28 protein-coding genes are annotated in these 23,202 nt (G+C 66.1%); 15 read left to right on the top strand and 13 right to left on the bottom strand.

Annotated elements, in window-relative coordinates:
* Nucleotides 1–28: 28 nt before the first annotated feature.
* From MXC11_RS03570 to MXC11_RS03560, 3 genes are read right to left on the bottom strand one after another with little or no spacing between them, the layout of a single operon-like run.
* Nucleotides 29–1,033, bottom strand: coding sequence for an ArsJ-associated glyceraldehyde-3-phosphate dehydrogenase (locus MXC11_RS03570; RefSeq protein WP_250005450.1), 1,005 nt, complete (start codon nt 1,031–1,033; stop codon nt 29–31).
* 38 nt (nt 1,034–1,071) lie between these two features.
* The gene (gene arsH / locus MXC11_RS03565) at nt 1,072–1,785 is read right to left on the bottom strand and encodes an arsenical resistance protein ArsH (RefSeq protein WP_250005448.1); all 714 of its coding nucleotides are present in this window, start codon (nt 1,783–1,785) and stop codon (nt 1,072–1,074) included.
* Between the two features lie 28 nt (nt 1,786–1,813).
* The gene (locus MXC11_RS03560) at nt 1,814–2,170 is read right to left on the bottom strand and encodes a metalloregulator ArsR/SmtB family transcription factor (RefSeq protein WP_250005446.1); all 357 of its coding nucleotides are present in this window, start codon (nt 2,168–2,170) and stop codon (nt 1,814–1,816) included.
* Between the two features lie 259 nt (nt 2,171–2,429).
* On the opposite strand from MXC11_RS03560, the gene arsB reads away from it, so the two are divergent.
* Genes arsB through MXC11_RS03545 form a run of 3 tightly spaced genes read left to right on the top strand, consistent with a single transcriptional unit; the run spans nt 2,430 to nt 5,156 of the window.
* Complete coding sequence (arsB, locus tag MXC11_RS03555; RefSeq protein WP_250005443.1) at nt 2,430–3,509, top strand: ACR3 family arsenite efflux transporter; 1,080 nt, start codon at nt 2,430–2,432, stop codon at nt 3,507–3,509.
* 40 nt (nt 3,510–3,549) lie between these two features.
* On the top strand, nt 3,550–4,908 hold the full coding sequence (locus MXC11_RS03550; protein ID WP_250005441.1) for a permease: 1,359 nt from the start codon (nt 3,550–3,552) through the stop codon (nt 4,906–4,908).
* Nucleotides 4,909–4,919: 11 nt separating this feature from the next.
* Complete coding sequence (locus tag MXC11_RS03545; RefSeq protein WP_250005439.1) at nt 4,920–5,156, top strand: thioredoxin family protein; 237 nt, start codon at nt 4,920–4,922, stop codon at nt 5,154–5,156.
* A gap of 45 nt (nt 5,157–5,201) precedes the next feature.
* Here the strand turns inward: MXC11_RS03545 and MXC11_RS03540 are convergent, their stop codons facing one another.
* The 4 genes from MXC11_RS03540 to MXC11_RS03525 form a co-directional block, all read right to left on the bottom strand.
* Nucleotides 5,202–5,645, bottom strand: a complete 444-nt coding sequence (locus MXC11_RS03540; protein WP_462938095.1) for a YqaA family protein — start codon at nt 5,643–5,645, stop codon at nt 5,202–5,204.
* A gap of 64 nt (nt 5,646–5,709) precedes the next feature.
* Nucleotides 5,710–6,177, bottom strand: coding sequence for a hypothetical protein (locus tag MXC11_RS03535; protein ID WP_250005433.1), 468 nt, complete (start codon nt 6,175–6,177; stop codon nt 5,710–5,712).
* Between the two features lie 95 nt (nt 6,178–6,272).
* Nucleotides 6,273–7,538, bottom strand: a complete 1,266-nt coding sequence (locus MXC11_RS03530; RefSeq protein WP_250005430.1) for an OmpP1/FadL family transporter — start codon at nt 7,536–7,538, stop codon at nt 6,273–6,275.
* Nucleotides 7,539–7,724: 186 nt separating this feature from the next.
* Complete coding sequence (locus MXC11_RS03525) at nt 7,725–8,183, bottom strand: flavodoxin domain-containing protein (RefSeq protein ID WP_250005428.1); 459 nt, start codon at nt 8,181–8,183, stop codon at nt 7,725–7,727.
* 158 nt (nt 8,184–8,341) lie between these two features.
* On the opposite strand from MXC11_RS03525, the gene MXC11_RS03520 reads away from it, so the two are divergent.
* Nucleotides 8,342–8,800: a PAS domain-containing protein gene (locus MXC11_RS03520; RefSeq protein WP_250005425.1), complete on the top strand. Its 459-nt coding sequence runs from the start codon at nt 8,342–8,344 to the stop codon at nt 8,798–8,800.
* 246 nt (nt 8,801–9,046) lie between these two features.
* Here MXC11_RS03520 and MXC11_RS03515 read toward each other — a convergent pair whose 3' ends face one another.
* Nucleotides 9,047–9,997 carry a MerR family transcriptional regulator gene (locus tag MXC11_RS03515; protein WP_250005423.1) on the bottom strand — a complete coding sequence of 317 codons (951 nt, stop codon included), beginning with the start codon at nt 9,995–9,997 and terminating at the stop codon, nt 9,047–9,049.
* Nucleotides 9,998–10,094: 97 nt separating this feature from the next.
* Here MXC11_RS03515 and MXC11_RS03510 point away from each other — a divergent pair, with 97 nt between their 5' ends.
* From MXC11_RS03510 to cysZ, 6 genes are all read left to right on the top strand, one after another.
* A complete protein-coding gene (locus tag MXC11_RS03510; protein ID WP_250005421.1) occupies nt 10,095–10,520 on the top strand; it encodes a thiol-disulfide oxidoreductase DCC family protein in 426 nt (141 codons plus the stop codon).
* Between the two features lie 259 nt (nt 10,521–10,779).
* Nucleotides 10,780–11,490, top strand: coding sequence for a dihydromonapterin reductase (folM, locus tag MXC11_RS03505; protein ID WP_250005419.1), 711 nt, complete (start codon nt 10,780–10,782; stop codon nt 11,488–11,490).
* A 22-nt stretch (nt 11,491–11,512) separates the two neighbouring features.
* Nucleotides 11,513–12,082, top strand: coding sequence for a GTP cyclohydrolase I FolE (gene folE, locus MXC11_RS03500; RefSeq protein WP_250005408.1), 570 nt, complete (start codon nt 11,513–11,515; stop codon nt 12,080–12,082).
* Nucleotide 12,083: 1 nt separating this feature from the next.
* Entirely contained in the window at nt 12,084–12,455 is a 372-nt protein-coding gene (gene folX, locus MXC11_RS03495) for a dihydroneopterin triphosphate 2'-epimerase (protein ID WP_250005383.1), read from the top strand.
* 143 nt (nt 12,456–12,598) lie between these two features.
* Nucleotides 12,599–12,940: a HopJ type III effector protein gene (locus tag MXC11_RS03490; RefSeq protein WP_250005381.1), complete on the top strand. Its 342-nt coding sequence runs from the start codon at nt 12,599–12,601 to the stop codon at nt 12,938–12,940.
* Between the two features lie 62 nt (nt 12,941–13,002).
* Nucleotides 13,003–13,758: a sulfate transporter CysZ gene (gene cysZ / locus MXC11_RS03485; RefSeq protein WP_250005379.1), complete on the top strand. Its 756-nt coding sequence runs from the start codon at nt 13,003–13,005 to the stop codon at nt 13,756–13,758.
* Nucleotides 13,759–13,765: 7 nt separating this feature from the next.
* On the opposite strand, the gene MXC11_RS03480 is transcribed toward cysZ, so the two are convergent.
* Together MXC11_RS03480 and MXC11_RS03475 are read right to left on the bottom strand one after the other, a co-directional pair.
* Entirely contained in the window at nt 13,766–14,254 is a 489-nt protein-coding gene (locus MXC11_RS03480) for a glutathione peroxidase (RefSeq protein WP_250005376.1), read from the bottom strand.
* 129 nt (nt 14,255–14,383) lie between these two features.
* Entirely contained in the window at nt 14,384–14,869 is a 486-nt protein-coding gene (locus MXC11_RS03475) for an FKBP-type peptidyl-prolyl cis-trans isomerase (protein WP_250005373.1), read from the bottom strand.
* Between the two features lie 90 nt (nt 14,870–14,959).
* Between MXC11_RS03475 and MXC11_RS03470 the strand changes: the two genes are divergently transcribed.
* The 4 genes from MXC11_RS03470 (at nt 14,960) to dauA (ending at nt 19,658) form a co-directional block, all read left to right on the top strand.
* Nucleotides 14,960–15,886 (top strand): acyltransferase, encoded by a 927-nt coding sequence (locus MXC11_RS03470; RefSeq protein WP_250005368.1) that lies wholly within the window; start codon nt 14,960–14,962, stop codon nt 15,884–15,886.
* A gap of 103 nt (nt 15,887–15,989) precedes the next feature.
* Nucleotides 15,990–16,988: a class I SAM-dependent methyltransferase gene (locus MXC11_RS03465; protein WP_250005365.1), complete on the top strand. Its 999-nt coding sequence runs from the start codon at nt 15,990–15,992 to the stop codon at nt 16,986–16,988.
* 256 nt (nt 16,989–17,244) lie between these two features.
* A complete protein-coding gene (locus MXC11_RS03460) occupies nt 17,245–17,832 on the top strand; it encodes a TMEM165/GDT1 family protein (protein ID WP_250005665.1) in 588 nt (195 codons plus the stop codon).
* A gap of 92 nt (nt 17,833–17,924) precedes the next feature.
* Complete coding sequence (dauA, locus tag MXC11_RS03455) at nt 17,925–19,658, top strand: C4-dicarboxylic acid transporter DauA (protein WP_250005362.1); 1,734 nt, start codon at nt 17,925–17,927, stop codon at nt 19,656–19,658.
* 3 nt (nt 19,659–19,661) lie between these two features.
* On the opposite strand, the gene MXC11_RS03450 is transcribed toward dauA, so the two are convergent.
* On the bottom strand, nt 19,662–20,216 hold the full coding sequence (locus MXC11_RS03450) for a hypoxanthine-guanine phosphoribosyltransferase (protein WP_250005359.1): 555 nt from the start codon (nt 20,214–20,216) through the stop codon (nt 19,662–19,664).
* A 172-nt stretch (nt 20,217–20,388) separates the two neighbouring features.
* Between MXC11_RS03450 and MXC11_RS03445 the strand changes: the two genes are divergently transcribed.
* Nucleotides 20,389–21,102 carry a VC0807 family protein gene (locus MXC11_RS03445; RefSeq protein WP_250005356.1) on the top strand — a complete coding sequence of 238 codons (714 nt, stop codon included), beginning with the start codon at nt 20,389–20,391 and terminating at the stop codon, nt 21,100–21,102.
* 49 nt (nt 21,103–21,151) lie between these two features.
* Here MXC11_RS03445 and hemH read toward each other — a convergent pair whose 3' ends face one another.
* Nucleotides 21,152–22,180 (bottom strand): ferrochelatase, encoded by a 1,029-nt coding sequence (gene hemH / locus MXC11_RS03440; protein WP_250005353.1) that lies wholly within the window; start codon nt 22,178–22,180, stop codon nt 21,152–21,154.
* Nucleotides 22,181–22,193: 13 nt separating this feature from the next.
* Nucleotides 22,194–23,096, bottom strand: a complete 903-nt coding sequence (locus MXC11_RS03435) for a TIGR01777 family oxidoreductase (protein ID WP_250005350.1) — start codon at nt 23,094–23,096, stop codon at nt 22,194–22,196.
* Between the last annotated feature and the right edge of the window lie 106 nt (nt 23,097–23,202).

The following is a 23,202-nucleotide window of genomic DNA, read 5'->3' as shown; positions in this document are numbered from 1 at the left end:
GACCTTAGGATCGGGTTAGGTCAGGGGATCAGCCGGCCAGGCCGACCTTGCGCGCCAGCTCGACGGTGCGGTTGGCGTAGCCCCACTCGTTGTCGTACCAGGCGTAGATCTTCACCTGGGTGCCGTTGACCACCAGGGTCGATAGCGCATCGATGATCGAGGAACGCGGGTCGGTGCGGTAGTCGATGGATACCAGCGGACGCTCTTCAAAGCCGAGGATGCCCTTGAGTGGGCCTTCGGCCGCCGCCTTGAGCAGGCCATTGACCTCCTCCACCGTGGTGGCGCGCTCCACCTCGAACACGCAGTCGGTCAGCGAGGCGTTGGCCAGCGGCACGCGCACCGCGTGACCGTTCAGCTTGCCGCGCAGCGTGGGGAAGATCTCGGCGATGGCGGTGGCCGAGCCGGTGGTGGTCGGGATCAGGCTCATCCCAGAGGCGCGGGCGCGGCGCAGGTCCTTGTGCGGTTGATCGAGGATGCTCTGGGTGTTGGTCAAATCGTGAATGGTGGTGATCGAGCCGTGGCGGATACCGAGCGCCTCGTGGATCACCTTGACCACCGGGGCCAGGCAGTTGGTGGTGCAGGAGGCGGCGGTGACGATGCGATGCTCTGCCGGGTCAAACAGCCCATCGTTGACGCCCATCACCACGTTCAGCGCGCCCGCCTCCTTGACCGGCGCACTGACCACCACGCGCTTGACGCCCTGGTCGAGGTAGGCCTGCAGCACCGCGACGCTCTTCATCTTGCCGCTGGCCTCGATCACCAGATCACAACCCGACCAGTCGGTGTCGGCAATGGCCTTGTTGGCGGTGACCTTGATGCGCTGGCCGTCGATCACCACGCAGTCGCCGTCGCTGCTGGCCTCATGCTGCCAGCGGCCGTGCACCGAGTCGAAGTTGAGCAGATGGGCGTGGGTCGCCGCATCGCCGGCCGGGTCGTTGATCTGCACAAACGCAAGCTCCGGCCAGCCCCAGGCCGCGCGCAGGGCCAGACGTCCGATGCGACCAAAGCCGTTGATGCCTACCTTGATGGTCATGCTCAGGTTCTCTCTTTCGGGTGAATGTGCATAGCGGTTCAGATGCTGTTCTGATTGACGCGCCGGGACAGATCTTCGGCCGATTCCTTGCGCTCGGAGTAGCGGTCGACCAGATAGTCGGCGCGCCCGCGCAGCAGCAGGGTGAACTTGACCAGCTCCTCCATCACATCAACCACCCGGTCGTAGTAGGCAGACGGCTTCATGCGCCCGGCCTCGTCGAATTCGAGGAAGGCCTTGGCCATCGAGGACTGGTTGGGGATGGTGAACATGCGCATCCAGCGACCGAGCACGCGCATCTGGTTGACCGCGTTGAACGATTGCGAGCCGCCGCAGACCTGCATCAGCGCCAAGGTCTTGCCCTGGCTCGGGCGGATTGCGCCCATGCTCAGCGGAATCCAGTCGATCTGCGCCTTGAGCACCGCGCTCATCGCACCGTGGCGCTCCGGTGAGCACCACACCTGGCCTTCCGACCAGAGCACCAGCTCGCGCAGCTCACGGACCTTGGGGTGATCCTCCGGTGCGTCATCCGGCAGCGGCAGGCCGGACGGGTCGAAGATCCGCGCCTCGGCGCCGAGGCGCTGGAGCAGGCGCGCCGCTTCCTCGGTCAGCAGGCGGCTGTAGGAGCGCTCGCGGTTGGAGCCGTAGAGCAGCAGGATACGCGGTGGGTGCTGCGGCTGCTGTGGCAGACCGAGCTTGCCCAGATCAGGCAGGTCGAGCAGTTCGGGAACGATGTTGGGCAGGTCGTCGTGCATGGCGTCCATCCTTGCAGGTCACTGTGAGTCAGGCGCAGGGGTTGCTGCGCCCGGGGCGGTTGCGCATGCCCTCCAGGCGCTCGGTATCCGGTCGCAGCCAGTGCTTGTTGGCCGCCAGGATGGTGGTGAGCATCTCGTGCACCCAGTCCGGCAGGTGAGGATGCAGACGGTAGTACACCCACTGGCCCTGACGACGATCCTCCAGCACACCGCAGCTGCGCAGCTGCGCCAGGTGCCGGGAGATCTTCGGCTGGCTTTCCTCCAACGCCGCGGTCAGCTCGCAGACACACAGCTCCCCTTCGCGGGTGATCAGCAGGGTCATGCGCGCCCGCGTCTCATCGGCCAGGCATTTGAAAACCGTGGTGGGGGTCAGGTGCTCGACCATCGTGATCCTCTGGGCTTTGCCCTGCGGGGCTGATTCATGTGTTTCTTCGAATATATTGCCAGGCGCATATCAAGTAAAGTCAGCGATGCCTTGGCTGTCACTTCATGCTGCCTTTTCAGCGTGGTATAGACAGGCGAGCGAGGCGGACAGAAAGTCTTACATATTCGATATTTCAAATGTTAAGGTGAGCCCACCGAGGCGCTGCCGCACAACCGCTGCGCCACCCGCCGTCTGCACGATGAGGAAGGCAATCTCCGCTATGTCCAGTTCCTGTGAAGTGGCGGCCAAGCAGGCCGCAGGCGCCCCGCTCGGCTTCTTCGAGCGCTACCTGACCCTCTGGGTGCTGCTGTGCATTGTCGCCGGCACGCTGCTTGGTCTCTCGGTGCCGGCGGCGACCCAGGCGGTCGGCGCGCTGGAGGTGGCACAGATCAACATCCCGGTCGGCGTGCTGATCTGGGTGATGATCATCCCCATGCTGATGAAGATCGACTTCGGCGCGCTGCACGAGGTGCGCGAGCAGAAAGCCGGCCTCGGCGTCACCCTGTTCGTCAACTGGGCGGTCAAGCCGTTCTCCATGGCATTGATCGGCTGGCTGTTCATCAAGGTGCTGTTCGCCGACTGGTTGCCGGCTGGCGAGCTGGACAGCTACATGGCCGGGCTGATCCTGCTCGGCGCGGCGCCCTGCACAGCGATGGTCTTCGTGTGGAGCAACCTGTGCAATGGCAACGCCAACTTCACCCTGACCCAGGTGGCGCTCAACGACCTGGTGATGGTGTTCGCCTTCGCGCCCATAGTCGCCTTGCCGCTCGGCGTATCGTCGATCCCGGTGCCCTGGGACACCCTGCTGCTGTCGGTGGTGATGTACATCATCATCCCGCTAACCATCGCCCAGCTGATTCGCGCCCAGCTACTCAGGCGCGGCGAAGCGGCCTTCCAGGCGGCGCTGGCGAAGATCTCGCCGTTCTCCATCCTCGCCCTGCTGGCCACCCTGGCGCTGCTGTTCTCCTTCCAGGGCGAGGCAATCGTCGCACAGCCGCTAGTGATCGGCCTGCTTGCCGTGCCGATCCTGTTGCAGACCCTGTTCATCGCCGCCCTCGGTTACTGGCTGTGCCGCAACCTGAAGGTGCGCCATGACGTGGCTGGCCCGGCGACCATGATCGGCGCCTCGAATTTCTTCGAGCTGGCGGTGGCAGTGGCCATCGTGCTCTATGGTTTCAATTCAGGCGCCGCGCTGGCCACGGTGGTCGGCGTGCTGATCGAGGTGCCGGTGATGCTCTGGCTGGTGCGCATGGTCAATAACAGCCGCGCCTGGTACGAACGCGCACTGCAGCGCGACTGAGCAGTCGCGTCGTAACGGTTCCACTCAAGAGGGATTTTCCATGTCCGAATCGCCCGCTCCCGCCAGCCGGCCCTCCCTGCTCGACCACCTGGCCAACTTCTGGCGCAGCCAGCCCGGCGAGGCGCGGTTGCTGCTGGGCATGAGCGCGATCTTCCTGGCGATCTTCTTCCTGCCGCTGGGCCAGCCGCGCTTCGAGAACGCGGTGCTCGAAGGCCTGCGCCTGACCCAGTGGTATGCCCGCGAGCACGTGATTCTCTGCCTGCTGCCGGCCTTCGTGATCGCCGGCGCCATGGCGGTGTACATCAGCCAGGGCGCGGTGATGAAGCACCTCGGCCCGGACGCGCCCAAGCCGATCGCCTACGGCGTTGCCTCGCTGGCCGGCACCCTGCTGGCGGTGTGCTCCTGCACCGTGCTGCCGCTATTCGGCGGCATCTACCGGCGCGGCGCTGGGCTCGGGCCGGCGATTGCCTTCCTCTACGCGGGACCGGCAATCAACGTGATGGCCATCGTGGTCACCGCCAAGGTGCTCGGCGCCGAGCTGGGCATCGCCCGGGCGCTGGGCGCGATCCTGTTCTCGGTGGTGATCGGCGCGCTGATGCACGGGCTCTACCGCCGTGAGGAAGCCGCCCGCGCTGCCAAGGGTGCCCGCGGCTTTGCGGAGGATGAAGGCGGTCATCCGCTCAAGGACATCGTCGCCCTGTTCGGCCTGATGGTCGGCATCCTGGTGTTCGCCAACTGGGCCACCGCTGACAGCCCGGCGTGGATGGCCGTGCATGCATGGAAGTGGCCGATCACCGCCCTGCTCGCCGCCCTGCTCGGCCTGCTGCTGGTGCGCCGCTGGCAGTGGTCGCCGCGGCCGCTGCTGGTGATCGCCGCGCTGGTCGGTGCGGTGGCGCTGCTGCGTCCCGAGTGGCCGGAACTGGCGATGGTGATTGGCATCGCCGGGCTGATGCTGCAGGCCAGCCGCGAGAACGCCGCCGGCCAGGAGTGGACCCAGCAGAGCTGGGACTTCACCAAGCAGATCCTGCCGCTGCTGCTCGGCGGCGTGCTGATCGCCGGCCTGCTGCTCGGTCGGCCCGGCCACGAGGGGCTGATTCCCTCGCAGTGGGTGGCTTGGGCAGTGGGCGACAACAGCCTGCTGTCGACCCTGATCGCTGCGGTGCTCGGCGCCTTCATGTACTTCTCGACCCTCACCGAGGTGCCGATCGTCGAGGGCCTGCTCGGTGCCGGCATGGGCAAAGGGCCGGCGCTGGCCCTGCTGCTGGCCGGCCCCGCGCTGTCGCTGCCCAACATGCTGGTGATCCGCACCGTGCTGGGCACCGAGAAGACCGTCGTCTACTGCCTGCTGGTGATCGTCATGGCCACCCTCACCGGCTACCTGTATGGCCAACTGTTCTGAGAGGACTACCCATGAAACTGACCATCTATGGCTCCGGCTGCGCCAAGTGCCAGCAACTGACCACCAACGCCGAAGCCGCTGCCCGGCGCCTTGGCCTCGAGTTCAGCGTCGAGAAAGTCACCGACATGAACGCGATCATCGACGCCGGGATCATGCGCACCCCGGCGCTGGCGGTCGATGAGGCCTTGGTGATCGAGGGCAAGGTGCCGAGCAGCAACGAGCTGGAGGCGCTGCTCAAGACGCTCTGACCCCTGCGGCAATCGCGTCAGCGGGCCCACCCACAGGCGGCTCGCTCAGCCCGCCCAGCCGAGGGTCAGCGCTGCCAGCAGCAGATAGCGCAGGCCCTTGGCCAGGGTTACCAGCAGCAGGAATACCCACAGCGATTCGCGCATCACCCCGGCCACCAGGGTCAGCGGATCACCGATCAGCGGCATCCAGCTCAGCAGCAGCGACCAGCGCCCATAGCGCTGGTAGTGGCGCTGGGCACGCGCCAGCGCCTCGGCCTTGACCGGAAACCAGCGCCGCCCGCGAAAACGCTCCAGCGAGCGCCCCAGCCACCAGTTGAGCAGCGAGCCCAGCACGTTGCCGAGCGTGGCTACCAGCCAGAGCAGCAGCGGCGAATGCAGACCGGCCAACAGCAGGCCGACCAGCACGGATTCCGACTGGAGAGGCAGCAGGCTGGCTGCCCCCAGCGCGGCCAGGAACAGGCCGGGGTAGCCCAGATCCGCCACGTCCATCATCTGACGCCCGACTCAAGCGCGGCGCCGAGGTGCCCGCTATACGCCTGAGGGCAGCGCGGGCTCAGCGCGGCGGCTCCTGCAAGGTGGCGTAGTCAAAGCCATAGACATCGCTGAACCACACCGGCGCACCGTCAGCCATACCGCCGTAGGTGATGCGCAGGGCCAGCAACTGGCTGCCGTAGCCCATCTCGGCCAGCCGCGTGGGGAACAGGTCACGGTAGAAGCGACTGGCCTCCTCGAAGGCATCGCTGTTCTGGGATTCGGCATCGGGGAAGCGCGCCTGCAGCGCCGCATCAAAGCGGGCAAAGCGCGCGGCAAAGTCCTCGCTGGCGTAGATGAACTCGTCTTCCTCACCGCCAAACACGAAGGCCAAATGTGCGCAGGGCGTCTGCAGGTACTCATCGCCCTCCAGCACCGACTGCGCATGGCCGCAGATCGGGCAATGCACCACCGGCGGCTCCACGCCAAAGGGCTGTTCGATGGCCACGTAACCGACCGGGCCTGCGGGCTGGGCAAAAGCGTGCTGCATGGGGCTCTCCACATCGACGAAAAAAGACCGGGAAGGCGCAGGGCCGTCCCGGTCGGGTGCAGAGTGTAGGGCCGCAGGCGGTGGATGCAACCGTCTCAGAGTTTCCAGGCGTAGCCGAGGCCGAGGCTGTTCTGGCTCATCTTCAGGTTCGCCTCGCCGCCGCCCAGTTGCGGGTTGATCGAGCCGCTGCCCTTGAGCTCCTCGCTGAAAGCATGGGCGTAGAAGACGCTGAGTTCCTGATTCTCCGCCGGCGCCCAGGTGGCACCGAAGGTCAGGTGTTTACGCACCACGCCCGGCGCCAGGGTGTTGAAGAAGGTCTCGCCCGTATCCAGCGCCTGATCAGCCCAGCTGAAGCCGGCGCGCAGGGTCAGGCGCGGGTCGAGGGCGTAGCTGGCGGCCAGTTTGTAGATGCGGATGTCTTCCCAGCCAAAATTCGGGCCGTTCTCGGAGCCGAGCGGCTGGCCCTGGAACAGCACATCCACCGAATTCGCTATGGCTTTGACATCGGCATAGTCGATCTGCTGCACGTCGGCCGCCAGGGTCAGGCGCTCGGTGGCCTGCCAGGCCAGACCGATGCCGTAGTTCTCCGGGATATCGAAACTGCCGCCATCGGCAAAGAGGCCGGCGTAGTCCTTGAACTTGCTGGTCTTGATCTTCGACGACCAGGCCACGCCAACGCTCAGGGTATCGGTGAGCTGGCCGTTCCAGCCCAGACGCAGCCCCCAGCCATCGGAATGGTCGTGGCCGTTGTTGGTGACCTTGTCCGGCGCGATCGAGGCACTCTGGAAGCCCTGCAGGCCGCGCGCTTCAAAACGCTGGTAGGCGTAGTTGATGCCAATGCCAAAACTGTGCCGCTCGCTGGCCTTCCAGGCCAGGGTCGGGGTGATGAACACCTGCGCCAGATCGACGCCGGCACTGCCCTGCCCGCCATAGACGGCGAACGGGTTGCGCTTGTAATCGGTGTTCATGCCGCCATTGCCGTAGATCGCCAGACCCAGCGCCAGGCGCTCATTGAGCTGGCGCACATAGCCAAACTCGGGGATCAGGAAGGCTTCGGTGTCGTTACCGTCATAGTTGCCATCGGCCGAGCCAAACGGCGTCTGGTTGCCACGGATCTGCGCACTGCGCTCAGGCTTGAACCAGGTCACGCCCAGATCCAGACGATCACCCACCGCGGTGATGCCCGCCGGATTGGTGGCGGCGGCCAGCGCGTCCTGGGGCAGCGCATAGCCCACACCCGCCATGCCCAGCGACTTGATGCCATAACCATGGGCGAAATAGCCATTGGTGGCCTGGGCCAGCGGGCTGAGGGTGATACCGGCCAGCAGCACGGCCAGCAGCGACGACTTGTTGAGCGACATGACGGATCCCCGTGATCGACAGTGGGGCAGCCGGTGGCTGCCGATGGCGCGCATCATACCGGGGCCGGTATTTGTTACAAAAATACTATTAAATAATATTTTTATAACCAGAATTTCATGACGCACCCGGCGTTCTACCCTGCAACGGCCGGCTCCTTGTCGATGCACCGGCAGACGCCAGCACCCTCACAACCCGGCCAGATTGGCCGCCAGTCGCGCCAGCCAGGGCTCGGCATCCTCGGCCGGGGTGACGGTTTCACTGGCATCGAGCTGCAGCTGCGACTGCACATCGCGCATGCCCAGCGCCAGCAACTGCATGTGCGCCTGCAGCGCCGCGGCGCAGAACTGCTCACCGTAGGTGGTATCGCCCAGCCCGATCACCGCCAGTGGCCGGCCGCGCCAGTCCGGCTGATGCCCGGCGAGCTGATCGAGCAGGGCCTGCAGCGCGTCGGGCACCTCGCCCATCCCGGTGGTCGAGGTCACCACCAGCAGCGCGGCAGGATCACAGGCCAGCAAGGTCTCCAGATCAGCACGCGGCAGGTGACGCGCCTCGATACCGGCTTCGCGCAGGAAATCCTCGGCGTGACGGGCAACTTCCTCGGCCGCGCCGTAGACGGAACCGGAGATGATGGCAAGTTCGAGCATGGCAGCCCTCCCGGGCAGAATTGAGCAGGGCGCCGATTATGCACCAGCGCTCACGGTCCACGGGCATGCCGCAACAATCTCCAGCCCCGAGGCGCCCCGGCATGGACAGCGTGCGCTGTTCGATTAGAATGCCATCCACCTCTCTCAGGACAGTTCCGATGATCAATGCCCAGCTGCTGCAACTGGTAGTCGATGCATCCAACGACGGCATCGTGGTCGCCGAACAGGAAGGTGACGACAACATCCTCATCTACGCCAACCCAGCCTTCGAGCGCCTGACCGGCTACAGCGTGGATGACATCCTCTATCGTGACTGCCGCTTCCTGCAGGCCGGTGATCGTGAGCAGCTGTCGCTGGAGCTGATCCGTCAGGCGGTGCGCGAGCATCGCCCCTGCCGTCAGGTGATCCGCAACTACCGCAAGGATGGCTCGCTGTTCTGGAACGAGCTGTCGATCACCCCGGTCTTCAATGAAGCGGATCAGCTGACCTATTACATCGGCATCCAGAAGGATGTCACTGATCAGGTCGCCGCCGAGCAGCGGGTGGAGGAGCTTGAGGCCGAACTCAAGGCCTTGCGCGAGGAGCTGGCGAGCCTGCGGGCCGCCCAACAGGCCTGACCCGCCACGTCACGGCCCCGACGAAAAAGCCGCTGCGCCCGATGGGCTGCAGCGGCTTTTTGTTGCCTGCACGCCAGAGCATGCAGGCGGGAATAAAAAAATCCGGCAGCCAAAGATCAGGGGAAGCGGCTGCCGGAGTGCGCAGAGTGTCGAACGGCAGCCATAAAGGAGGGGGATTATACAGCCGCCGTTCATGTACAGCTTTTGTACAAGAATTTCGGCGGCATGGCAAGCGCTATTGCCGTATCAGGTGTCCAGATGCCCATTCAGGAACTGGCGCAGGCGCCGCGGCATCAAGCGACCATCGTTGCCAAGGCAGGCAATCGGCGTACCTTGCAGAGCGTCCTCGGCCAGATCGGCGATGTCGCCGGCCAGCGCCAGCGGGCAGCTCAGGCTGAGCCCCAGCCGCTCCAGACGGCGCGCCAGATCAGGATCGGGCGGGCTGTTGGAGAACAGCACCAGTGCCGCTGGCCGGCGCCGCTCGCAGACCAGCGCCAGCTCATCGAACGGCTGCCCAAGGCTCAGCGGCGTGACATTCAGCTCCGCCCCGCAGAGCAGCAGGCCACAGACCAGCAGCTCCAGCTCATGGCGATGCCCCGGCAAGGCCGCCAGCAGGATGCGCTCGCTGCCGGGCGCTCCGGCCAGCAGCAGGCGCTGCAGGACCCGCGCCCGCAAGAAGGCATCAAAGAACAGCCACTCACTGGTCTGCCCGAAACCATCCTGGCGCAGCAGCAGCGTCTGCCAGACCGGCAGCAGCACGTCCTGGAAGGCTACAGCCAGCGGGTAGGTAGAGAAAATCTGCCCATACAGGCGCTCCAGCTGCAGGTCGTCAAAGGCGCTGACCGCCGCCTCCAGCCGCTGCTGCCACTCGGCATGCTCATGCGCCGTCACCGGCTCGCTGTCGGTAGCAGCGGCGCTGCGCACCTGCGCATTACGCTCGAGCAGCTTGCCCACCTTGCTGACCGCCACGCCGCGCTCGATCCAGGCCAGGATGCTGCGCACCGCCTCGATTTCTGCCTGCGAGTACAGCCGGTGGCCACTGTCGGTACGGGTCGGGCGAATCAGCCCGTAACGACGCTCCCAGGCACGCAGGGTGACCGGGTTGACGCCGGTCAGGCGCACCACCTCGCGGATCGGGTACAGCTCGTCCTGAGGAGAAGGCTCGATGCGGGGCGGGGTTACGGGCAGATCGGACATGTGGGGGCGTCGCGCAGGGAAATCGGTCGCGGCATTGTACCCTAGCCTCCGAAGCGCTTAAATTGTACAAGGCTTATACAACTGCGAGATCGTTGCCATGTCCACCACGCCCGCCTGGCCGCTGACCCTCTATTACGATGGCGATTGCCCGTTGTGTGCCCGAGAAATCCGCCTGCTGAGCCGCCGCGCCGACCCGGCCCGCCTGCAGTTGGTCGATATCAGCGCCGCCGACTTTGATGCCGCCGCACTGGGCTTTCGCCATCGCGAGCTGCAGGATCGCCTGCACGCGCGCTTTGCCGACGGTCACTGGGTTTCCGGGGTGGATGCCACCTACTGGAGCTGGCTGGCCGCAGGGCTTGGCCTGGCGCGACTGCTGCAGTGGCCCTGGCTGCGCCGCCTGATGGAGCCGGGCTACCGATTGTTCTGCCTGCTGCGCCCGCACCTGGAATGGCTGCCCCACCCCGATGGCGCCCGGCGCTGCCGTGATGGGCAGTGTGAGCTGCCCAAGCGCCGCCCGGAGTGAACGCTCAATCTGTACAACACACCCATCGCGTACAACAAAAAACCCTACTCATAAATGGGATAGGTAATCTTTTTACGCAATATTCCCGCCAAATGTGGGATTTTCGACAAATAGCTCATCTCCACACGCAAAACATGGTTGTACAAAAAGCTCATCTGGTATAACTTCATTCGCGGTTCAGTTGGTGTGCCGTCCAACTACTTGTCAGGTACCCAGCGGTTTCGCCCGCTGAACCGCCCAGATTCCCGATGAGGCGCCCATGACTTCGCCATCCGCTCCGATCCTGCTCACCGGTGCCAGCCAGCGTGTCGGATTGCACTGCGCCCATCGCCTGCTCGACGACGGTCATGCACTGATCGTCAGCTACCGCACCGAACGGCCAGCGCTCGCCGAATTGCGCGAGCGCGGCGCCCTGACCCTTGTCGCTGACTTTTCCAGTGAGGCCGGGATTCTCGACTTCATCGAGCGCCTGCACGCCAGCACCGACCGGCTGCGCGCCATCGTGCACAATGCCTCGGAGTGGCTGGCCGAGCAGCCCGGCGAGGAAGCAGAGGCCTTTGCGCGGATGGTCAATGTGCACATGCTGGCGCCTTATCTGATCAACCTGCGCTGCCGCGCCCTGCTCGAACAGGAAGTCACCGCTGACATCGTGCATATCAGTGACGACGTCGTGCGCCGTGGCAGCGCCAACCGGGTCGCCTATTGCGCCAGCAAGGCTGGACTGGAGAACATGACGCTCTCGTTCGCCGCGCAGTTCGCCCCACGCATCAAGGTCAACACCATCGCTCCGGCCCTGGTGATGTTCCACCCCAGCGACGATGCGGCTTACCGGCAGAAGACCCTGGCCAAATCGGTGCTGGGGATCGAACCCGGACCGCAGGTGATCTACCAGAGCCTGCGCTATCTTCTGGACAACCCCTACGTCACCGGCACCCGCCTGTGCGTCAACGGCGGCCGCCACGTGCGCTGAGCTGCCCTCGAGGAATCGACCCATGAGCGACAAACTCCCGCAAATCACCCAGAACTACCACGATATTCTGGTAGGGCTTGGCGAGAACCCAGAGCGTGAAGGCCTGCTCGACACCCCCAAGCGCGCCGCCAAGGCCATGCAGTACCTGTGCCGCGGCTACACCCAGTCGCTCGATGAGATCGTCAACGGCGCCCTGTTCGCCTCCGACAACGACGAGATGGTGATCGTCCGTGACATCGAGCTGTACTCGCTGTGCGAACACCACATCCTGCCGTTCATCGGCAAGGCGCATGTCGCCTACATCCCGACCGGCAAGGTGCTGGGGCTGTCCAAGGTGGCGCGCATCGTTGACATGTTTGCCCGTCGCCTGCAGATCCAGGAGAACCTGACCCGCCAGATCGCCGAAGCGATCCAGCAGGTAACAGGGGCTGCCGGCGTGGCGGTGGTGATCGAGGCCCAGCACATGTGCATGATGATGCGCGGCGTCGAGAAGCAGAACTCGGTGATGACCTCCTCGGTGATGCTTGGCGCGTTCCGTGAGTCGTGCAACACCCGCCAGGAGTTTCTGCAGCTGATCGGTCGGGGTCGCTGAGATGCCGCGCCTGGAACCGGGCATGGCCCGTATTCGCGTCAAGGATCTGTGCCTGCGCACCTACATCGGCATCAAGGAAGAGGAAATCCTCAACAAGCAGGATGTGCTGATCAACCTGACCATCCTCTACCCCGCCCAGCAGGCGGTGCAGGGCAATGACATCGATCAGGCGCTCAATTACCGCACCATCACCAAGGCGATCATCCGCCATGTCGAGGAAAACCGCTTCGCCCTGCTGGAGCGCATGACCCAGGAAATCCTCGATATCGTCATGGCTCATCCACAGGTGCGCTATGCCGAGGTCGAGGTCGACAAGCCCCATGCGCTGCGCTTTGCCGAGTCGGTGTCGATCACCCTGACCGGCCACCGCTGAGCACTCGCTTGTCTGCTGAACTCGCAGCCCGGCCTGGTCCGGGCTGCTTGCTTTCTGCCGGTCGCCCAGGCTCCCCGTGGTTTGCCGGCACCGGCCTGGCCTTCTATGATCGGCGCCCCATTCCCTATCCGGAGCTGCCCCGCATGAGCGTCCTCAACGATTTTCGCACCGCCCTGCAGCGCGATGATTTCCTCTTTGCGCAGACCCTGACCTTTATCGCTGAACACTACGACTACCAGCCGCAGCCGTTCGAGAACGGCGCCACCCAGAGCAACGCCGGGCAGAACGAAGGCTCCTGCAAGCTGCTCGGACTGGCCCTGCTGGAAGGGCTGAGCGATGCAGAAACCCTGCGCGCCTTTGGCGAGCACTACCGCAGCGTGCTGGCCACCCCCGAGGGCAGCGACCACGCCAACATTCGCGCCCTGATGCACAGCGGGCTCGCTGGCGTGCGTTTTGCCGCCCTGCCGCTGAGCCGCAAAGGCTGAGCCGCTGCAAACCGCCTGCACCAACATGCTAAGGTTCAGCCCCGCTCAAGGAGGCTGAACCCATGTCCACTGCCCTGCTCAGCGGCCCGCGCTACCTTGGCGAGGGGCTGCGCCTGATCCTCACGCCCGGCCTGCGCCTGTTTGTGCTGCTGCCACTGTTCATCAACCTGCTGCTGTTTGCCGCCACCATCACGCTGGCGATCCGCGAGTTTTCCGGCTGGGTCGAGGCCCTGATGCCGAACCTGCCGGCCTGGCTGGGGTTTCTCGAATACCTGCTGTGGCCGCTGTTCGTCACGCTGGTGCTGCTGATGCTGTTTTTTGGCTTCAGCCTGGTCGCCAACCTGATCGCCGCACCGTTCAACGGCTTTCTGGCTGAAAAGGTCGAGGCGGTGGTGCGCGGCGAAGACCTCGCCCCGCCGTTCAGCACCGGCGAGCTGCTGGCGATGATTCCCCGCACCCTCGGCCGCGAGCTGCGCAAGCTCGGCTATTTTCTGCCGCGCGCGCTGCTGCTGCTGATCCTGTCGCTGATTCCGGTGCTGAACCTGCTGGCACCGCCGCTGTGGCTGCTGTTTGGCATCTGGATGATGGCGGTGCAGTACATCGACTACCCGGCCGACAACCACAAGATGAGCTGGAACGGCATGCTGGCCTGGCTGCGTGAGAAGCGCTGGCAGAGCCTCGGGTTTGGCGGGGTTACCTATGGCGCGCTGCTGGTGCCGGGCCTGAACATCCTGCTGATGCCGGCGGCGGTGGCCGGGGCCACGGTGTTCTGGGTGCGCGAAGGCGGCCTTGAGCGGCGGGCCGCCGAGACGCGCTGAGGCGGCGTCAGAGCGCCGCCAGCGCCTTTTCGATCGCCTGCACCAGGGGTGCATCTTCCGGCGCAATGCGCGGCGAGAAGCGCTCCAGCACTCGCCCGTCGGGGCCGACCAGAAACTTCTCGAAGTTCCAGGTGATTTCGCCGGGGAACTCCGCGCCTTCACCCGCCAGCAGCAGATACAGCGGGTGACGGCCGGGGCCGTTGACCTCGATGCGGGTGCTCATCGGGAAGCTCACCCCGTAGTTGAGGGTGCAGAACTCGCGAATCTCGGCATCGCTGCCCGGCTCCTGGGCGGCGAACTGATTGCAGGGCAGGCCCAGCACCGAGAAACCCCGCTCGCGGTACTTCTGGTAGAGCCGCTCAAGGCCGGCATATTGCGGCGTCAGCCCGCAACGGGAAGCAACGTTGACCACCAGCACCACCTGGCCCTTGAGCGGGGCGAGGGGCAGCTCCTGGCCATCCAGGGCAGTGAGGGTCAGCTCATGAAACAGACTCATCGGCGCAAGGCTCCGTAGGCACTCTTCGGACAGACACGACAGAGGGCATCGTCCGCTGCGAACGATGCCCTCCGAAGCACAAGCTTAGCAGCACAGTGGCCGGATCGACGATCCGCCAAAGGCATGACTTCAGTGGTGGTGACCACCCTCGCCATGGATGTGGCCGTGGGCGATTTCCTCGGCCTCGGCGGCGCGCACATTCACCACCTTGACCTTGAAGTTCAGACGCTGGCCGGCCAGCGGGTGGTTGCCATCGACGGTGACGTCATCGCCGTCCAGCTCACGGATGGTGACGATCTGCATGCCGCCATTGGGGGCCGAGGCATGGAACTGCATGCCGACTTCCAGCTGATCAACGCCCTCGAACATGTTGCGCGGCAGCACCGCAACCAGCTCGGCGCTGTACTCGCCGTAGGCGTCTTCCGGCTCGACGCTGACGTCCAGCTCGTCACCGACCTGCTTGCCTTCCAGCGCCTTCTCAAGGCCGGCGATGATGTTGCGGGCGCCATGCAGATACACCAGCGGCGCACCGCCGGCGGAGCTGTCGATGACCTCACCGCTCTCGTTGGTCAGGATGTAGTCGATGGATACCGCTGTGTTGGCCGCGATCTGCATGGTCTGGAACCTTGAATGCGTAGAAGAAGCTGGCGATTCTACGTGGCCACCGCGCTGAAAGCGACCCGACCCGACATACGAGACCTGCCGATGCCCCTCCATCCGCTCCCCCTGCTGCGCCTGTTGCTGAGCAGCCTGTGGCTGACCGCGAACACCCTGCTGTGGTGCTGGCCGCTGTTCGCACTGGCGCTGCTGCGCCTGCTGCCCCTGCCGGCGACGGCGCAGCGTCTTTTGCGCCAGCTGATGGGCGGCATCGCCACCGCCTGGATCGCCGGCAACAGCGCCTGGCTGCATGGGCTGTGCCGGGGGCGCTGGCGCGTGCGCGGCCTGGAGCAATTGTCGGGGCTGGGCAGTTGCCTGGTGGTCAGCAATCACCAGAGCTGGGTGGATATTCTGGTGCTGCAGGGCGTACTCAATCGCCGGCTGCCGATGCTGCGCTTCTTCCTCAAGCGCGAGCTGATCTGGCTGCCGGTGATCGGCCTGTGCTGCTGGGCGCTGGATTTTCCGTTCATGCGCCGCCGCTCCAAAGCCTGGCTGGCGCGTCATCCCGAGCGGCACGGCGAAGATCTGGCCACTACCCGCCGCGCCTGCCAGCGACTACAGGGCGTGCCGGTGGCGATCTTTAACTTTGCCGAGGGCACCCGCTTCAGCGCGCCAAAACACGCCGCGCAGCCCTCACCCTACCAGCACCTGCTGCGCCCGCGCGCCGGTGGCCTGGCCCTGGCCATCGACGCGATGGGCGAGCAGCTGCAGGCGCTGGTGGACATCACCCTGTTCTACCCGGACGGCCAGCCCCGCTTCATTGACCTGCTCAGTGGCCGGCTGCGCCGGGTATGGGTGGAGATCGAGGTGCGGCCGATCCCGGCGGAGTTTCTCGGCCGCAGTTACACGGAAGATGAAGCCTATCGCCTGCAGTTCCAGCACTGGCTCAACGCCCTGTGGGCGGCCAAGGATCTGCGCCTTACCGCGCTGCATGCCCAGCGTGACGAAGACCGCGAGGCCGTCACCCGCGCCTGAGCGAGCCCACCGCCCACTTGAGCGCCGAACAGCCGCCGCACCCGGCGTTGCCTGGCGCGACGGCTTTGCCTAAGCTGCCCGCCCCCTGAGCGAGGAGAATCCCATGGACCCGCGAAGCGAAGTGCTGCTGCGCCAGCGCGACCTGTTCAGCGGCCCGGTGCTGCTGGTCGGCGCCCCAGTCGATACCCTGGCTGATGAGCTGCCAGGCGCCCGGCTGTGGAGCTGGCTGTGGGACAGCCACAGCGCGCTGAACAGCCGTTACCCGCAGCGCTGCCACTTTGGCACCGACGCGCCGGAAGGCCCGCTGAGCGCGGCGGTGCTGTTTCTGCCCAAATCCCGCGAGCTGACCGACTACCTGCTGGCCAGCCTCGCGGCCCGACTGGCGGGCGGCGTGCTTTATCTGGTCGGCGAGAAGCGCGGCGGCATCGAGCGCGGTGCCCGTCAGCTGGCGGCCTTCGGCACGCCCCGCAAGCTCGACAGCGCCCGGCACTGCCAGCTCTGGCAGGTCGAAATCCACCAGGCGCCCCCCGCCCCGGATCTCCAGGTACTGGCCAGCCGCTACCCGCTGCCGATCGGCACCCGCAGCTTGCAGGTGGTGACGCTGCCTGGGGTGTTCAGCCACGGCCGGCTGGATGCCGGCTCGCGCCTGCTGCTCGAACACCTCGACGGGCTGCCGGACGGTGATCTGCTCGATTTTGGCTGCGGGGCCGGCGTGCTCGGCGCAGCCCTCAAACAGCGCTATCCGGACAGCCAGGTCACCCTGCTGGATGTGGACGCCTTCGCCGCCGCCAGCAGCCGCCTGACCCTGGCCGCCAACGCCCTGCAGGGCGAGGTACTGATCGGCAGCGGCATCCTTGATGCGCCCCGCCAGCTGGCCGCGATCGTCAGCAACCCGCCGTTCCATCAGGGGGTGCACACCGACTATCAGGCCACCGAGCAGCTGCTGCGCGAGGCTGCGCGCCACCTGCGCCCCGGTGGTGAGCTGCGGCTGGTGGCCAACAGCTTCCTGCGCTACCCGCCACTGATCGAGCAGTACTTCGGCCCCTGCACGGTGCTCGCCGAGCGGGATGGCTTCAGGATCTACTCGGCGCGGCGGCGCTGAGCCCGCGCCATGGCAGCGGCAACTTGCCGGCAGTCCGGGCGGCAGGCACAATGCCCGCCGTCCTGAGGGAGTAGTCTGCCGCCGAGCGATTCGGCGGCGTGCGCGTCAACACACTTGGTCCACAGACCATGGCGCCCACATCCCGGCTCCGGCCCGGTTCGACAAGACTCATGACACAGGTTGCCGACCCGGGGCGGGCAGGCAGCATGTGTCATGCCATTGCCGACCCGCCCCTCTGGAACCTCTGATGGAAGCCCTGCAATCGCTGTTCGTGCCCACCGGCCTGGTGGCCCTTGCCGAGATCGGCGACAAGACCCAACTGCTCGCCCTGCTGCTCGCCGCCCGCTTTCGCCGGCCTTGGCCGATCATCTGGGGCATTCTGGTCGCCACCGTGGCCAACCACTTTCTCGCCGGCGCACTGGGCAAATGGGTCTCCAGCCTGTTCAGCGAAGCCACCCTGAGCTGGCTGCTGGCTGCCTCGTTCCTTGCCGTCGCCGCCTGGACGCTGATTCCCGACTCGATCGACGAGGACGAAGAAGCCTCCCACCTGCGCCGCTACGGCCCGTTCCTGACCACCACCATCGCCTTCTTCATCGCCGAGATCGGTGACAAGACGCAGATTGCCACCGTGATGCTGGCCGCCCAGTACCCGCACTTCTGGCTGGTGGTGATCGGCACCACCCTCGGCATGCTGCTGGCAAACGTGCCGGTGGTGCTGGCCGGGCACTTCAGCGCCGAGAAGCTGCCGCTGACACTGATCCACCGCATCGCCGCGCTGTGCTTCCTCGCGCTGGCCGGCTACGCGGCCTGGAATGCCATGCGCCTGAGCGGCTGGCTGGGCTAAGGTGCGGCGCAGCGTTTTTGTGCACAGCATAGTCGAATCGTCGCCCAGCGCTTACCCTTGTCGTTTCTGGGGAAATTACACGGAGTCACGGCATGTCCTGGTTTGCGCGCCTCTCGCTGTTCACCGCCTGGCGACACACCCGCAAGGTCGGTTACGACCGCCAGGCCCTGCGCGGTGATGTGCTCGCCGGGCTGACAGTCGGCATCATCGCCATCCCGCTGGCGATGGCGCTGGCGATTGCGGTCGGCGCCCCGCCCCAGCACGGCCTGTACACCGTGCTGGTGGCCGCGCCGCTGATCGCGCTGACCGGCGGTTCGCGCTTCAACGTCTCCGGACCCACCGCCGCCTTCGTGGTGATCCTGCTGCCAATCGTCCAGCAGCATGGCCTCTCTGGCCTGCTGCTGTGCACCATGCTCTCGGGCGTGATGCTGATCGCGCTGGGGCTGATGCGCGCTGGCAAGCTGATCCAGTTCGTACCCTATCCGGTGATCCTCGGCTTCACCGCCGGCATCGGCGTGGTGATCGCCGGATTACAGCTCAAGGATGCGCTGGGCCTTGAGGTCACCAGCAGCGCCAGTCACTTCCCCGAGCAGATGCTCGATCTGCTCGGCGCCCTGCCCAGCCTGCAGATGGGTGATGCGCTGGTGGCGCTCGCGACCCTCGGCACGCTGATTCTCTGGCCACGCCTGGTGCCGCGCGTACCCGGGCATCTGGCCGCGCTGGCGGTCGGCACCCTGCTGGCACTGGCGCTGGAGAATGTGGGACTCGGGGTCGCTACCCTGGGCGAACGCTTCAGCTACACCCACGAGGGCATCACCCAGGCCGGCATCCCGCCGTACCTGCCGAGCTTCGCCTGGCCCTGGGATCTGCCAGGGGCCACCCCGCTGAGCCTGGCCCTGCTGCGCGAACTACTGGCGCCGGCGATGGCCATCGCCATGCTCGGTGCCATCGAATCGCTGCTGTGTGCGGTGGTGGCTGACGGTATGCGCGGCAGCAAGCACGACTCCAATGGCGAGCTGATCGGCCAGGGGCTCGGTAACCTGATCGCCCCGCTGTTCGGCGGCATCACCGCCACTGCGGCGATTGCCCGCACCGCGGCCAGCGTGCGTGCCGGGGCCTTCTCGCCGCTGGCGGCGATCATCCACGCCGGGGTGGTGCTGGTGGCCATGCTGCTGCTCGCCCCGCTGTTCAGCTACCTGCCGATGGCCGCGCTGGCCGCCTTGCTACTGATGGTGGCCTGGAACATGGCCGAGGTGCCCCATGTGCTGCACACCCTGCGCATTGCCCCGCGCAGCGATGTGCTGGTGCTGGTCACCTGTCTGGTGCTGACCGTGGCCTTCGACATGGTGCTGGCGGTCGGGGTCGGCCTGCTGCTGGCCGCCGGGCTGTTCATCCGCCAGATGAGCGCCCTGACCTCCGCCGCGCCGCTGCCTCGTCAGTTCCGTGAGCTGCTCGGCGAGCTGCCGGAGGCGGTGGCGGCCTATGCGATCCGCGGACCGCTGTTCTTCGGCGCGGCGGAAAAGGCCCTCAATGCGCTGCGCCGCTTCACCCCGGGGCTGCGGGTGGTGATCGTCGATCTGAGCGCAGTGCCGATGCTGGACATGACCGCGATCAGCGCGCTGGAAAACGTGCTGCGCGACTATCACCAGCAGGGCGTCGGGCTGATTTTCAGTGGCAGCAGCTCACAGGTACGCCTGCAGCTGCGCCGCGCCGGCATCCATCGCCACGCCCGGCTGGCCTACGTGCAGACCCTGCCCCAGGCGCGCCACAAGGCGCTGCGCTGGCTGGATGCCACGGCCGAGCCAGCGGCGCCTGAGCAGCACTGAAGCCTAGCGGCCGCGCACCGCAAAGATGCCCGGGGCGTTGCGCCAGTAGCCCTGATAATCCATGCCGTAACCGAACAGGTAGCGATCCTCGCAGTACAGGCCGACAAAATCGGCCTGCAGCCCAGCGGCCTTGCGCGCATGCTGCTTGTCGATCAGCACCGCGCAGCGCACCCGCAGGGCTCCGGCCCGCAAACACTCCTCGCGGATCGCCGCCAGGGTATGCCCCTCATCGAGGATGTCGTCGAGGATCAGCACCTCGCGCCCGCCCAGATCCGCCGGCGGGCGGGCCAGCCAGTGCAGCTCGCCGCCCTCGGTGGCGCCGCGGTAGCGGGTTGCATGCACATAGCCGACTTCCAGGGCAAAGGCCAGCTCCGGCAGCAGCTTGCCGGCGAACACCAGCGCGCCATTCATCACGCAGAGCAGCAGCGGCTGGGTGCCGGCCAGCTCGGCGCTGATCTGCCCTGCCATGCGGCGGATCGCCGCGTCCAGTGCCTCGGCGCGGTACAGACAGTCCGCCTCGTCTATCACCTGCTGGATATGCACCAGATCGACCGACATGCGAAAAACTCTACGGCAGAGCCTGCCGGATGGCAGGCGGGGCGCGCACGGTACCTGCCACGGCCAGCCATCGGCAAGGGGGGGCGCGGCGCCTGCGTCGACCAACGGGCTATCGCCCTGCGCCGGCCAGGCGATTATCCTCAGTACCTCTTTGAATGTGCTGAAGATCACGATGACTGCCCACGCCTTGCCGACCCACAAACCGCGCCCGCTGATCGATCTGCTGGTCAGCCTGATCCTGCCCTCGCTGATCCTGATGAAGCTCAGCAGTCCCGAACGGCTCGGCGCCGATCAGGCGCTGCTGCTGGCGCTGGCCTTCCCGCTGGGCTGGGGAGCGTTCGAGCTTGTGCGTTATCGCAAATTCAACTTCATCGCCCTGCTCGGGCTGGTCAGCGTGCTGCTGACCGGTGGCATCGGCCTGCTGCAGCTGGATCCGCAGTGGCTGGCGGTCAAGGAGGCGGCGATTCCCGGGCTGATCGGTCTGGCGGTGATCGGCTCAACCCGCACCCGCTATCCGCTGGTGCACACTCTGCTCTACAACCGCACGGTGCTGAATGTCGATCTGATCCAGCAGCATCTGGAGGCGCACGGCCAGCACAGCGCCTTTGACCGGCGCCTGCTGCACGCCACCTACGCGCTGAGCGGCACCTTCTTCTTCTCTTCGGCGATGAACTACATTCTGGCTCGCTGGCTGGTCACCAGCCCCGCCGGCAGCGAAGCGTTCAATGCGGAGCTGGCGCAGATGAACCTCTTGAGCTACCCGATGATCGCCATCCCCTCACTGCTGATGATGCTGGGGATCTTCTACTACCTGTGGCGCACCATCCACGACCTCACCGGCCTGAGCCTTGAAGAGATCATGGCCCAGCCGGTGCGGCGCGACTGACGCTGCATTCACCTGCCGGACGCGCGATCAACGCCCGGCAGGCCGGTGCTCAGAGCAGTGTGCAGGGCATGCGCCGGCACAGGGCGACCAGCGCCTCGACCCACTGCGGCTGATCGTTCAGGCAGGGCACCAGCACCAGATCGTCGCCACCCGCGGCACGAAACTCCTCGCGGCCCTCGTCGCCGATTTCTTCCAGGGTCTCGATGCAATCCGCCACAAAGGCCGGGCACATCACCAGGAGTTTCTTCACCCCCTGATGGGCCAGCGCCTCGATGGTCGCGTCGGTGTAGGGCTCGATCCACTTGGCCTTGCCCAGCCGCGACTGGAAGGCCACCGACCACTGCTCGGGCGCCAGCCCCAGCTCGCCGATCAGCCCCTGACTGGTGTGCACACACTGCGCGCGGTAGCAGCTGGCCAGCACCGCGCCGGTGGCGCGCTGGCAGCAGTCATCGCCCTTCAGGCAGTGGCTGCCGGTCGGATCGCTCTTGTGCAGGTGCCGCTCGGGCAGGCCGTGGTAGCTGAGCAGCAGGTGATCAAAGCCCTGAGCCAGATAAGGACGCACGCTGTCGGCCAGCGCACGCAGGTATTCGGGCTGATCGTAGAAAGGCGGCAGCACCTCGACGCTGAACGGATGGCGATGCACCTTCATAACCCGGCGCGCTTCCTCGATCACCGTGGTCACCGTGCTGTCGGCGAACTGCGGGTACAAAGGCACCAGCGTGACGCGCTTGACGCCCTTCTCTGCGAGGCGCCGCAGCATGGTCTCGATCGACGGCTCACCGTAGCGCATCGCCAGTTCGACCGGCCCCTCGCTCCACGCCTCGGCGACCTTGGCCTGCAGGCGGCGGCTCAGCACGATCAGCGGCGAGCCCTCCTCCCACCAGATCGAGCGATAGGCCTCGGCCGATTTGGCCGGGCGGGTCAGCAGGATCAGCGAGACGATCAGCCGGCGCAGCGGCCAGGGCACGTCGATGACGTAAGGGTCCATCAGGAACTGGTTGAGGTAACGGCGCACATCCGGCACCGAGGTGGAGGCCGGCGAGCCGAGGTTGACCAGCAGCAAGGCGTGATCGGACATGGAAGATCCTTGTTCAGTGACGACCCAGAAGATCGGCCAGGGCCGGCTCAAGGTCAGGGAATCGATAGGTGTAACCGGCGTCCAGCACCCGGCGCGGCGCCAGATGCTGGCCGCCCAGCAGCAGCACCGACATCTCGCCGAATACCAGGCGCAGCATAAAGGCAGGTGCCGGCAGCAGTGCCGGACGCTTGAGCACGCGGGCCAGTGCCTGAGTGAACTCGGCGTTGCGCACTGCCCCCGGCGCGCAGGCATTGTAGGGGCCGCGGCACGCTTCGTGGGTGAACAGGAAGTCGATCAGCCCCACCTCATCGTCCAGATGAATCCACGGCATCCACTGGCGACCACTGCCCAGACGCCCGCCCAGCCCCAGCTTGAACGGCGGCAGCAGCCGTGCCAGCATGCCGCCGCGCGGCGCCAGCACCGGTGCCGTGCGCACCAGCACCACCCGCACGCCCAGTGCCTCGGCGCGTTGCGCGGCCTGCTCCCAGGCCACGCACAGCTCGCTGCCAAAATCGGCATGCCCCGCTGCGCTGTCCTCATCCAGCAGCCGCTCGCCGCCATCGCCGTACCAGCCCACTGCGGAGCCTGAGATCAGCACCTTGGGCCGGCGCGGCTGCGCGGCCATCCAGTCCACCAGTTGCTGGGTCAGCTCGACGCGGCTGGCCCACAGCGCCGCCCGGCGAGCCTTGCTCCACGGCCGGTCAGCAATCGGCAGGCCGGCCAGATTGACCACCGCATCCGGCAGCGCGGCTTCATCCAGCTCGTCAAGACGGGCGATGCCGCGTGCGCCGCTGCACAGCGCCGCCACCCGCGCCGGGGTGCGGCTCCACACCAGCAATTCATGCCCCTGGGCCGCCCAGTGCCGGCACAGGGCCTGGCCGATCAGGCCGGTTCCACCGCTCAGCAGAATGCGCATCGCCGTCTCTCCTGTACAGATTGGCAAGGCGGATGCCGGATCTTCGGCGCTCCGCGGACACGCCGCGCGTGTCACTCGAGATTGGAACAGATAGATTTGTACAACT

Source organism: Pseudomonas eutrophicaquae (assembly GCF_023544715.1).
GTDB lineage: Bacteria > Pseudomonadota > Gammaproteobacteria > Pseudomonadales > Pseudomonadaceae > Geopseudomonas.
The sequence above is the reverse complement of the archived record's forward strand: the minus strand, read 5'-3'. Positions and strand labels throughout refer to the sequence as shown.